Annotated in this window: 4 protein-coding genes and 2 pseudogenes; 3 read left to right on the plus strand and 3 right to left on the minus strand. The window is 68.2% G+C overall.

Annotation, left to right across the window (positions count from 1 at the left end; all coding sequences use genetic code 11):
• Positions 1-157 precede the first annotated feature (157 nt).
• Together ACFYWX_RS34220 and ACFYWX_RS34225 are read right to left on the minus strand one after the other, a co-directional pair.
• A complete protein-coding gene (locus ACFYWX_RS34220) occupies positions 158-1,372 on the minus strand; it encodes an FAD-dependent monooxygenase (protein WP_389428719.1) in 1,215 nt (404 codons plus the stop codon).
• 4 nt (positions 1,373-1,376) lie between these two features.
• On the minus strand, positions 1,377-8,597 hold the full coding sequence (locus ACFYWX_RS34225; protein ID WP_389428720.1) for an amino acid adenylation domain-containing protein: 7,221 nt from the start codon (positions 8,595-8,597) through the stop codon (positions 1,377-1,379).
• Between the two features lie 241 nt (positions 8,598-8,838).
• Between ACFYWX_RS34225 and ACFYWX_RS34230 the strand changes: the two are divergent.
• A pseudogene (locus ACFYWX_RS34230) lies at positions 8,839-10,207 on the plus strand (IS1380 family transposase).
• Between the two features lie 430 nt (positions 10,208-10,637).
• Positions 10,638-11,164: pseudogene (locus tag ACFYWX_RS34235) on the plus strand (aspartyl/asparaginyl beta-hydroxylase domain-containing protein); the annotation flags it as partial.
• Positions 11,165-11,217: 53 nt separating this feature from the next.
• On the opposite strand, the gene ACFYWX_RS34240 reads toward ACFYWX_RS34235, so the two are convergent.
• Positions 11,218-11,643, minus strand: coding sequence for a copper chaperone PCu(A)C (locus ACFYWX_RS34240; protein ID WP_389428832.1), 426 nt, complete (start codon positions 11,641-11,643; stop codon positions 11,218-11,220).
• Between the two features lie 500 nt (positions 11,644-12,143).
• Here ACFYWX_RS34240 and ACFYWX_RS34245 point away from each other — a divergent pair, with 500 nt between their 5' ends.
• The gene (locus ACFYWX_RS34245) at positions 12,144-12,371 is read left to right on the plus strand and encodes a hypothetical protein (RefSeq protein ID WP_358520474.1); all 228 of its coding nucleotides are present in this window, start codon (positions 12,144-12,146) and stop codon (positions 12,369-12,371) included.
• Positions 12,372-12,583 lie beyond the last annotated feature (212 nt).

A 12,583-nucleotide genomic window follows, 5' to 3' on the forward strand; every position in this document is an offset into this window, starting at 1 on the left:
CCCCCCCCCCCCCCCCCCCCCCCCCCCCCCCCCCCCCCCCCCCCCCCCCCCCCCCCCCCCCCCCCCCCCCCCCCCCCCCCCCCCCCCCCCCCACCTCTCTTGCCCGGTCAGTCCCGCCGCCTGCGTCGCGTGAGTTCCGCGATGCCGTCCACCCGTATCAGGTGCTCGACTCTCTTGCGGCCGGCCGCCCGCCCAGCTTCCCGGCGGGTGCCGGGAAGTCCAGCGCCACCTCCAGTTGGCGGGAGAGCACGGACGTGGGAGCCACTCGGAAGAGAATGTCGCGCATGGCGCGGGCGACCGGGTTCTCCAGCTGTTCCAGGGCGCTCAGCTTTCGGGACGCGGTGACCATGGCCCTGGTGCGCTCGCGCCGCTGGTCCTCGTAGGCGCGCAGGGCGGTCTGGGGGTGGTGCCGGTCCTCCGTGAGCGCGTGGGCGAGCATCACGGCGTCCTCGATGGCCATGGCCGCACCCTGGCCGAGGCTGGTGAGCATGGGGTGGGCCGCGTCACCCAGCAGCGTGACGGGGCCTGATCCCCAGCTCTCGAGGAATGCCCGGTCGTGCGAGGGGACGGCGAGTATGTCTTCCTCCGGGGTGCTGCGGATGATCGCCTGCACCTCCTCGGCCCAGCCGTCGTACGCGCGAACGATCTCTTGCTTGTCACCCGTCCAGTTCCGGGAGAGGGCGGCATCCATGTTCTTCGTGCCCCACCAGTAGTACCGGCCGTGACCGATGTCTATCAGGCCGAACCGCTGTCCGCGCCCCCAGTAGTGGCCGACATACCCTGGGTGGAGGCGCGGATGGTCGAAGGCTGCGAGCGCCAGCCAGCATATGTAGCCGCTGTCGCGGGATTCCTCCGGCCCGGCGAGTTGCCGGCGAATCACGGAGTTGAAACCGTCGGCCCCGATGAGAATGTCGCCGCGCGCGCTGGTTCCGTCGCCGAAATGAACGGTGACCCCGTTCTCGTCGGTCTCGTAGTGCGTGGCCTCAGCACCGAGGGACAGCGGGACATCGCCTGCCGCTTCGAGGAGCAGGTGCTGCAGAGCCGCACGGCTGATGTTCACACTCGGGGCACCCAGCCGGGCGGCGACCTCGGGCAACGGCTGCTTCCGGATCACCCGGCCGTGCCGGTCCATGATCGTGAATTCCTCGATGGCCTGGCCGTGCTCCTCGAGCGGCAGGCTGATGCCGAGGGAGGCGAGCGCATTGATCGCGTTGGTCATGACGGACAGGCCGGAGCCGGCTGCGGTCAATTCCGTGGCACGCTCGTGGACGCGGACGTCGATTCCGATCCGGCGCAGCGCGGCGGCGGCGGTCAATCCGCCGATGCCGGCCCCGACGATGACGGCCGTGGTGTTGGGAATCGGGATTGCCATGTGTTCAGGCCTTCCTGGTCTCGTCGGTCGAGGCGGTTGCGGACCTGCGCTCGAGCAGCTCGCCTACGGTCTTGGCGACGTGTTCCACGTAGGGTTCCTTCATGATCGACAGATGGTCGCCGGGGACCTGGATCACTTCCACCTGGCGGCCCGTCAGCTGACGCCATCCGTTGTCGGCGTCCAGGTACCGGGTGCCGACCGAGTCGTGCATCGACCGCAGCACCTCGGGTAGTGGGTCATTCGCCCGGATGAGGGTGAGGTCCAGATCGGCCGTATCCGGCATGTACTGAAGCGCCGCCGTCCAGTTCGACTCGTACACGTGGAAGAGCCGTTCGACAACGGCGGACGAGCTGCCTGCGGGAAGCACTCCGGATCGTGCCGCGGAGTCGGCGATGAAGGCGAACTTCTCCTCCAGCCCGACCAGTTCCGCCGGGATTCCCGACACCGCAGACTCTCCGCCGAGCGTCAGCAGCATCTCCCAGAAGAACCAGGTCAGCAGCTGGTCGTCGCTGTGGCGCGGGCGGGTGCCCGGAGTCGCGGCGACGGTGTCCAGCACGATCAGGTCGGCGACCTCCTCGCCTGCCGCCGTGAGCTGCCTGGCCATCTCGAAGGCGACGAAGCCACCGAAGGACCAGCCGCCGATGGTGTACGGCCCGTGCGGCTGCACCCGTCGTATGGCGGCCAGGTAGCTCTCCGCGAGTTCCGGCAAGGAGCGAAGCGGTGCCACGCCCGGGTCGGCACCCGCGGCCTGAAGGGCGTACAGCGGTTGGTCAGCCGACAGGTGACGGGCGAACCGCAGATAGCACAGTACGTTGCCGCCCATGGGGTGGACCATGAAGAGGGGAGGACGGGTGCCCTCCGGCCGGATCGGCACCAGGGGGTCGAAGACCGGTGCGGCCGCGTCCGAGTGCAGGCGGTTCGCCAGCTCGGCCACGGTCGGGGCGGCGATGAAGTCGGACAGCGAAATGGCGACGCCATAGCGCTGCTCCACATGCACCACCATCCGCATCGCCGTCAGTGAGGTGCCGCCGAGGTCGAACATGTTGCTGTGCACGCCGACGCTCGGCACTCGGAGCAGGTCGGCCAGTATGTCCGCCAGCACCCGTTCGTATTCGTCCCGTGGTGCGGTGGTGTCGGTGGCCCGGCCGGCGGTGGTGTCGGGACCGGTGAGCGGGATGCTGCGCAGCGCGGCGTCGTCCCGCTTGCCACTGGGGGTCAGAGGCAAGGCGGGCAGCCACTCGAACCGCGACGGCACCAGGTACTCAGGCAGCATGTCCCGCAGTCGGCTCCTGAGGCCGTCCAGGTCGGCGCGGGCCGGATCGCCGCTGAGGAACGCCGTCAGGAAGTCGTTGCCGTCCTCCGCCCGCCTGGCGACGACCGCCACCTCCTGGATGCCGGGGTCGTCCTCGGCAAGACGGACGACGGCCACCTCGGCCTCGGCCGGCTCGACCCGGTAGCCACGGATCTTGACCTGGTCGTCCGCCCGGCCGACGCAGACGATGTCCCCGTCGGGCAGGGTGAGGGCGATGTCGCCCGTGCGGTACAGGACCTCGCCCGCCGTGCCGGACGGGTGGTCGACAAACCGTTCCCTGGTCAGGTCGGGCCGTCCCGGATAGCCGAGGGCCAGGCACACCCCACCGATGTAGAGCTCGCCCAGGGCTCCTCGCGGTACCGGCCGCAGCTTGGAGTCCAGCACATGGACCTCGGCGCCGTCGATGGCTCGGCCGATGGGCGGCAGCGCGGGAAAGGCGGTGGAGTCACCGGTCATCGTGAAGGCGGTGACGACATGGGACTCCGTCGGCCCGTACTGGTTCTCGAGCAGGGCGCCGGGGAGCATGGCCATCAGCGCGCGGATCTCCCCTGTGACGCGGAGCTGCTCGCCGGAGGAGACCAGCACCCGCAGCCGACGTGGGGCGATGCCCAGGGTGGTTGCCGCCTCGGCGAACTGCTGGAGGACGACGTACGGGAAGAAGACCCGCTCGATCCCCTCACGGTCGATCCGGCGCAGAAGCGCGGGAAGGTCGCGCCGCTCGGACTCCGTGACGAGGTGCAGCGTGCCCCCTCCGCAGAGCGTGGAGAACATCTCTTGGAACGACACGTCGAAGCTCATCGGCGCGTAGGCCAGCGTCGCGCCTTTGACGGCACCGCTGTTCTGCCGGTTCTGCCAGGCCACCAGGTTGGCCATACCGCGGTGCGGCATAGCCACTGCCTTGGGCTCACCCGTGGAGCCGGAGGTGAACAGCACGTACGCGACCGACTCGGGATCCGGTTCGGGCATGTCGAACGTGCCGGGTACCTCTTCGGTGATGGAATCCGCGTACATCACCGGGACTCCGTCGCCCAGGTCCGCCTCATGCCCACGCTCGGTGATGATCCGGAACGGCTCGGCCTGCCGGACCATGGAGGAGATCCGGGCCTTCGGGAACGCCATATCCAGCGGTACGACCGCCGCGCCCGCCATGAGGGTGCCCACCGTCGCCGCGACGGTCAGCGGCGAGCGGTCCATCGCGATACCGACCCTGGCCCCGGAGGGCAGTCCGGCGGCGAGCAGCTGCCGCGCCACGGTACGGGAGGCATTCGCCAGCCGCTCGTACGTCCACCGCTCATCGTCCATGACCACGGCATCCGCTTGCGGAGTGCTTGCTGCCTGCTCCAGGAACCGCTGCACCACGCTGCGCCGGGCGTCGGCCCCGGGTTCGGCCCGGATCAGCGACGGCGCGAGGAAGGCGAAGTCCGGTGTCTCGTCAGGACGTTCGGCCATGCGGTGCAAGAGTGCGACCAGGAACCGGGCCAGCAGGTCCGCCTGGTCCGGGCTGAAGGCGTTGTCGGCGCAGTCGACCCGTACCCGCACCTTTGCGCTGTCGGGATCGGTGTAGACGTTGACCAGCAGGTCGAAGTCGGTCTCCTCCCAGGCGCCGAACGCCCGCAGCCGGATGCCGGGCAGTGCCAGCACCTGATCGAGTTGACGGAAGCGCACGTAGTTGAAGGCCGTGCGCATCACCGGCGCGCCGTGATCCTGCTGGATGGCGCTGATCGGATAGTGCCGGTGTGGGTGGCCCTCCTGCTCCTGCCGGAACACCTCCCGCACCACGTCCAGCCAGCTGGCGCCGCGTTCGCGCCGCCGCACGGGCACCGTGTTGAGGAACAGTCCGGCGATCCGGTCGCCGCCCTCCAGCTCCGGCCGCCCGTGCGTGATCATCCCGGTGGTCACGTCGTCCGTCCCGGCCACGAGCTGCAGCGCCAGGCAGTGGGCTGCGAGGAAGACGGACTTGACCTGCAGCGCGTTGTCCCGGGCGAGTTGTTCGATGCGGACGGTGAGGTCCTCCGGCAGCTCGACGTCGCGGACGGTCTGTCCAGTGTGGCCCCTCGGCGTTTGATGCGGGCGCAGCGTGCCCAGTGCCAGCGGTTCGGCATCGGCGAGGAGTTGCCGCCAGTGGCTGCGGCTCTTCTGTGACAGCAGAGCCTGCTGTTCGGCGCGGACGAAGTGGGCTCCGGACGGCAGCGCACCGTCGTCCACCGGGTCGATGGGAAGGCCCAGCTGGTGTGCGTAGTCCTGGAGCAGTTCCGCCATCAGGTTGGCCACGCTGCCGCCGTCGAGGAGCGCGTGATGGAAGCTGAGCACCAGTTCCACGGTGTCGGGCCGCAGATGGGCACGCAGCCGGTACAGCTCTCCCTGTTCCAGGGCGTAGTCGTGGTGACGGCGCTCCTCGATGTATCTGCCGATCTCCGCCTCGGCATCGGTCGAGGACCTGAGGTCGAGGACTTCGAGTACGTCGACTGCGGTGGTGTGGATGATCTGTACCGGTTCGCTGAGGCGGGCCAGGTCGAACGAGGACCTGAGCACCGGGTGACGTTCTGCCAGCGCACGGAACGCGCCGCGGAATGCAGGCTCCGCCCAGGGCATCTCCAGGGTGTAGCGGAAGACGTCTCGGTAGGCGGCCGCCCGTTCGCCGCGATTACCGTGGTAGAGCAGGCCCAGCTGAAGGCGGGTCAGCGGGTAGGCGTCCTGGGCCGCGGCCAGCCGGGCCCGGTCCACATTGGGGATGAGTGCGAACGGCGTCAGGTCCGGATCGGCGGCACGTCGGTCCGTGCGGGAGCAGAGCAGAGCCGCGAGGGCTTCGATGGTGGGGTGGCTCACCAGGTCGGCGAGGGAGAAATGGAGCCCGCGTCGCTCGGCCTGGGCGCGGATGCGCAACATGGTGATCGAGTCGCCGCCCAGGGCGTAGTAGTCGTCATTCACCCCCACCGTCCCGATGTGCAGCACGCCGGCCCAAATGGCGGCAAGCTCCGCCTCAACGGCGTTGGCAGGCGGCCGGCTCACCGACGGCGTGGTCGCGCCGCTCGGCGCGGGCAGGGCTGAGCGGTCGGCCTTGCCGTTGGGAGTGAGCGGGATGCGATCAATCCGCTGGAAGATCGACGGGATCATGAACTCCGGAAGTCGTTCACCCAGGATCCTGCGCAGACCGCCCGGCTCATGCTCCTCCTCGGAAACGTAGTAACCGACGAGATGGGTCCCCCTGGAGGGCTCGTGGCGGTCCACGACTATGGCATCGCGCACCCCGGGGACAGCGGCAAGAGCCGCGGAAACCTCGCGGGTCTCCACGCGGTTGCCTCGGATCTTGACCTGGCCGTCGGCGCGACCGAGGTACTCCAGAGTGCCATCGGCCAGCCATCGTGCCCGGTCACCCGTCCGGTAGAGCCGGCCCCCTGGGGTGAATGGGTCATCGACGAACCTGTCCCGGGTGAGCTCGGGCCGGTGCAGGTAGCCGCGGGCCACCTGCACGCCACCTATGTACAGTTCGCCGGGCACACCGACGGGCTGCAGCTCCCCGTGCCGGTCCAGCACGTACAGCTGGGTGTTGTCCACCGGGATTCCGATAGGTACCCGGCCGACGCGCTCTCCGCAGGTCGCCGGGCACTCGTACCAGGACACGTCCACGGTCGCCTCGGTGGGCCCGTAGAGGTTGACCAGCCTGGCGGTGAGCGCTGTCCTCCGGTCCGTGACCCGGTTGAACTGCTCGACCCTTGCCGGGGCCAGCGCCTCACCACTGCAGAAGACGTACCGCAGCGACCGGACCTGCTCGGCAGGGTATGACGAGTCGTCGAGCAACTCCAGGAGAGGGCCCAGCATGGAGGGTACGGAGTGCAGCATGGTGACCCGGTGTTCGCCGACCACGCGCAGGATCTCTTTCGGATCCTTCTCGCCGCCGGGCGGCAGCAGCACCAGCCGCACCCCCTCGATCGCCCACCAGAACAGCTCCCACACCGAGACGTCGAAGGAGATCGGTGTCTTCTGCAGCAGAGTGTCGCCTTCTCCGATCGGATAGGCGTGCTGCATCCACGCCAGGCGGTTGACCACCGAGCGGTGTTCCACCATGACGCCCTTCGGGATACCCGTCGAGCCCGAGGTGTAGATCACATAAGCGAGGTCGCCGGAGGTGGCAAGCGGCGCCACCGGCTGGGCGGATTCCTCAGAGTCCAGCAGTTCCGCCACTCGACGCAGTCCCGGGGCCTCCGCAGCCCCCGCGGGCACCGCCGAGTCGGCCAGCACTATTCTGGCGTCACTGTCCTCGAGCAGGAAGCGGATGCGCTGCTCCGGATAGCCGGGGTCCACCGGAACGTAGGCACCGCCGGCCTTCAGCACTCCGAACAGCGCCACCAGTAGCTGTGGGCCGCGCTCCATCATGACGGCGACCCGGTCGCCGGGCCCGACCCCCTCGGCTCGCAGGGCACGCGCGAGCCGGTTGGCGCGCTTGTCGAGCTCGCCGTAGGTCATGGTCTGGTCGTCGGCCGGGCCCACCAGGGCGATCCGGTCGGGGTCGCGCGCCACCTGAGTCTCGAACAGCCCGTGTAGAGTCGCCTGCTCCGGTAAGGCGACGACCGGCCCGCGGCTACGCCCCTCACCGAGGTCGGCGCGCTCGCCGGGGGTCAGCATGGGAACGGCGGTCAGCGGCAAGTCGGTCTTTTCGAGTCCATCACGCACCAGGGACTGCAGGTGGCCGGCCACGGACTCTATGGAAAAGTCCGCGTCGAAGACGTCTTTCGCGTGGACCAGGTCGACCCGGGCGTCGCCGCCGCGCTCGGGCACCGTCACGTAGACGTTGAGGGCGTCCTGGTCATGGCAGCCGGCATTGAGCAGGTTCGTCTCGCGGACCGCTCCGGGGACGTCCTCGGGCCGGGCGGTCTGGAGGTATGAGAAAGTAACGTCGAACAGCTGCCTGGCGTCGTTGCCCGTACTCGGGCGGGGAAGTGCCCGAAGGAGATCGCCCAGCGACAGCCGTGAGTGGCGCGCCAGCGGCAGGATCGCGTCCTGCACCTGCCCGACCAGGTCGTGCAGCGATGTCGTGTCCGTCGCGCACAACCGCAACGGCAGGGTGTTGGCGAAGTCGCCGACAACCCTCTTCTGTGCGCCCCAACGATTGGCCAGCGCGATCCCGAGAATGACCTCGTCCCGGCCCAGGACCCGGGAGAGATAGCCGCCGAGTACTGTGGCAAGGTAGGCGAACGGCGTGTACCCGGCCGCGCGGATGCGATCCATCGTCTCGCGCTCGATCACGAAGCTGTGGCTGGCGCTGCGTCGGCCGCCGGAGGCCGCCTTGCGTGAAAAGAGTGCCGGTACCGCGCCCTCGACGGCGCTGCGGCAGTAAGCCAGGTCATCCAGATACGCCTGCGAAGCCCGGTATTTGGCGTTGGCTTCCACGAACGGAAGGTATGCCGACTGCTTGTCTGCGGGGACGGACTCACCTGCCAGTGCGGCCTTGTAGTGATCGAAGACGCGCCGATCGAACAGCGCGCCCGAGAATCCGTCAGCGACGATGTGATGCACCTTCGAGTACACATGTGTCACGGCCGGGCTCTCCGCCAGCAGACTGACCTCGATCAGTGGACTCCGGTGCAACGGGAAGGGCCGGACCGTCGCACTCTCCATCCAGGCGGCACATGCCGCAGCAGGATCGTGATGTCCCGTCAGATCGATGACGGCAACCCGGAAGGGCTCCTCGCTGAACTGCTGATATGGCGTGCCATCTTCGTCCTCGTCGAATCGCAGGTGCAATGCGTCGAACTCCGAGTGGGCTCGTTCGACGCTCCGCACCAGTGCGGATCGGTCCACCTCGCCCTCGAGACGCGTATGCATCACACAGTTGAACTGGGGATTATCGGGCAGTAACGAGTTGGCCACCCAGATGTCATGCTGATAGGGGGTTAAACCATGGCGTTTTGCCATTACTTGCCACTCCGGATCCCGACCCTGACTATCGCCAAGACCGTTTCGAACTGCGAATTGCCTCACGTTGCCCCTCTCCTTGCCTGCGACTTGGATGATCACGATGCGCGCAGCATCCTAACCTCGCGCTTTCATGAGGGGGCCGTCCGACTTCTGTCCAAGAAGGCAGGAAGTGCCGCTGCCCAGCGAGAATAAGGTTGCTGAGGTCCTTGTTCCCGCCACGGTCGGAGGCACTTTTCAGGTGAAGAGGCGTATTGCGTCATACCCGCGTGTCCGCGTCGAGGTCGGTGGTCGCGGAGTGGTTTCGCAGGCCGGTGCTGTTGGTCGAGACGGTCCGCAAGTCCGGTCTGGATGCGGGGATATCGGCGGCGCTTGAGCCGTGGCGCGAAGCCCGGGCGGTGCACGATCCGGGCAAGGTCCTGCTGGACGTCGCGCTCGCGGTGGCGCTGGGCGGGGACTGCCTGGCCGATGCGGGCATGGTGCGGGCCGAGCCGGCCGTGTTCGCGCCGGTGGCCTCCGACCCAACAGTCTCCCGGCTGGTCAGCAAGCTGGCGTCGAGCGGACAGCGGGCCTTGGCTGCACTTTGCGCCGCCCGCGCCGAAGTACGCAAACGGGTCTGGCGGTTGGCCGGGAACGCGGCGCCGGACGCGGACGGGTAAGTAATCGTGGACATCGACGGTGTCCTCGTCCTGGCGCACTCCGAGAAGCAGGACGTCACCGCGACCTGGAAGAAGACGTTCGGGCACCGCCCGCTGATGGGATTCGTCGACCACGGTCGCGGCGGGTCCGGCGAGCCGGTCGTGGGCCTGCTGCGGCCCGGAAACGCGGGGCTCCAACACCGCCGCCGACCACATCGAGGCCACCCAGTCGGCCCTCTCCCAGCTGCCGAAACACCTCCGGCGGGGGCGTCAGACGCTGATCCGCACCGACTCCGGCGGCGGCACCCACGAGTTCGTCGCCTGGCTCACCCGGCGCGGGCGGTGACTGTCGCACTCGGTCGGCATGGCCATCACCGATGCCATCCGCCAGGCCGTCCTGAAGGTCCCGGCCTCGGCCTGGACGCCCGCCGTCGAACCCGGCGGTGACATCCGCGACGGCGCCTGGGTCGCCGAACTCACCGGCGACTGCCTGACCGGCCGGCCCAAGGGCCTTCGACTGATCGTGCGCAAGGAACGCCCGCACCCCGGAGCCCAGTTGCGCTTCACCGACGCCGACGGCATGCGCTTTACTGCTTCGCGACCAACACGGCCGTCGAGGCGATCGCCGCCCTCGAACTGCGCCACCGCCGGCGGGCCTGGGCCGAGAACCGCATCCGCGCCGCCCGCGCCACCGGCCTGCGCAACCTGACCCTCCACACAACAGCCCAGAACAAGGTCTGGCTCGAGATCGTCCAGATCGCCCTCGACCTGCTGGCCTGGATGCCCATGCCCACCCTCACCGGCAAGGCCCGAGTCTGGGAACCCCGCCGCCTGCGATTCCGCCTCTTCTCCGCAGCCGCCCAACTCGTCACCACCGGCCGACGCGAGATCCTCCGCCTCACCCAGCACTGGCCCTGGACCGGCGAGATCACCACCGCCCTCGAACGCCTCGCGCTCCTGCCCCCCGACTGACCAGCAACCTTCCACCGTCCCAACTGCAACATCACCCGCCCCGGGCAGTGGAACCCGGCGCCCACCCGACGCGACAACCGGGCCGCCGGCCTGCCCACCATCAGCTCCGGAAAGCGAAAAGGTCCACCGACTCCGTCGGCGGACCCTCATGAACGATCGAGGCTAGTGCATTGGGTAGCGCGTGAAAGACCACAACTCAAGGTAATCGGTTTCTCCCGTGCTCTGGTTCCCGTATATCGACGGGATTCCGAGGCATCGGAAGCACAAAGGGTTCATTCGTCATGCGTGCCGCCGAAATGTGCTCCTGAGTGGGCTGTGCCGAGTGCTTTCCCCTTGGGTTGGGAGGGGTACGACTCCAGCGCCTTACGGCGTACTGCGCACGGACATGAGACCTCGAAACCATGGAGACGCCATGACCCCGGAGATAGAGATGCCTTCGCTGCGATCAGGAGTGAGTACGGTCCGGACTCGATCGTCCGGGTCGAGGAGATCATGGCGGCGGGGAAGCAGCAGCGGCACCCTTAAAGAACGGTGCCAAGTGGATCCTGCCCGGTATTTCCCAGCAGCCCTGGCACGACCCGTACGGGCACCCGGAGCTGGCGCCGGTGGTGCATGCCTTCGATGCGAATCACGCTGCCATCAAGAAGGAGTTGGAGGACGCCTGGGCCGACCGGAGGGCCGCGTTCTCCGATTACGAGCACTACTTCTCACGCCAGTCGGACCGGCAAGCTCTCTATCTCTTTCGCAAGGGTGCCCGGGTGAGCGAGTCGGCGGACTCGGTTCCGACGCCTTCGACGTGCTGAACCAGGAGGTTGTCGACACGGGGAAGCTCTGCCCTCTGCTGGGGTGCCACTTCTCGACCCTGCTGCCCGGCGCGTGCATCGCCCCGCACTGCGACCTGTGGAACTTCAGCATCGACCTGCATCTGGCGGCGACATCCCCGAAGGTTGCGGTATCAGGGTCGCGGGCGAGACACGGGAGTGGCAGGAGGGCACGTGCCTGCTGTTCGACTACTCCTCCGGTATGACCAAGGACTCGACCGGCTCCATACGGCCGGTGCCGTTCTTCGAGACGTTCCGGCCGAGCATGGCGACCCCCAGGGAGGGGGAGGAGACGGACTCCAGCGTGTCCGCGGCCGCCCCGGTGTTCGTGATGTCGAAGAAGGCCGCGGTGGTCGCGGCGTCGAGCGGTGCGAAGATGCGGCCGTCATCCCGCCGACCAGCAGATCGGTGGTCGTCACGGTCCCGTCCGCCGTCGCACGGTGGCCGGTGTCCGTCACCGGCTGCGGTTTCGTGATCTATCCGGTCGGTTCCTCGCCGGAGCGTCGTCGGTAGTGGCTGCGGCGGGCTGTCGCTTGGTGTTGGCGCCGCCAGTTGGACCAGTGCAGCAGCCGTACCCGTTCTCGGCTGGGTACGGCCACAAGATCGCGACAGCAGACTGGAGTACTGGTGCTACCGGCAAGCGACTCGCCCTATGACCCTCCTGTGCCTGATGTGCCGTCAGGTAAGTCAGCATCTGATCAGCATCATTCCCCGCACATTCCGATTCCGAGACGGGCGTCCGAACAGACGCTTGGTCGGCGGCGGCACAACAGTCTGGCTCGCACGGAAGCCCAGGTAGGGAGCCTGGTTGCCAGAGTGAAGCGATGTTCCTCACAATCCTCGACTCCGACGCGTGCCGGTGTACAGTGAAGAACGCCCTTGACCTGCACAAAGCGGGCAGGGAGCCGTCTCCCAGGAGTCCAAAGTGCTGCGTACTATGTTCAAGTCGAAGATCTAGCGCTTAGATGTTTTCGCAGGTCAGAGCCCTAGTCGCCGCCTCCAGGTCAGTAAACGGTCAGCATCGGGCGCGGGAGCGTCCCAGCTTGCTGACCAGGTGGCCGCCATGACGGGGACTTGGACACAGGCGCCTGGCTCCTGCTTGGGAGGTTCGCTGCGTGGCTCGACAGCTCGTCCGCGGCATGGGCGTGAGCAACTGGGCTGCGTTCGGGGCCGAAGCGGCGTGCCCTATGGATGCTCCGGCCGCTGCCACGACCTACCTAGCCCGCCCCGGTGTCCTTCTCGTCCACTGCGCCGACGTCATGGCCCTCGGCTTCGACACCGTCGTCATTCGCGACACCGTGACCGAAGCCGCAGCCCACCCCACCGCGGCGCCCTCCGCGTGACCTGTTGCGTCACGATCACCCGCGCCCGCGAGCGGGGCTGGTCCTAGGTCGGCAGGGCAGCTGGTTGCCGCACCACCCGGAAGCTGCACGGGTAGGCCATGATGCCCTGAGCGCCCACGGGGTGAGGTGTTCGAAGGAAGGGCGGGTGGCGCCCGACCCGTACGTACGAGAGAGGAGCCCCGTATCCGCCATGCCGCCGCCTCCCAGCAGCG

The organism is Streptomyces sp. NPDC002888 (assembly GCF_042888465.1).
Classification (GTDB): Bacteria; Actinomycetota; Actinomycetes; order Streptomycetales; family Streptomycetaceae; genus Streptomyces.

Coding starts and splice junctions, on each gene's coding strand:
- ACFYWX_RS34220 (WP_389428719.1), bottom strand. CDS start 1,372: ATGGCAATCCCGATTCCCAACACCACGGCCGTCATCGTCGGGGCCGGC.
- ACFYWX_RS34225 (WP_389428720.1), bottom strand. CDS start 8,597: ATGGCAAAACGCCATGGTTTAACCCCCTATCAGCATGACATCTGGGTG.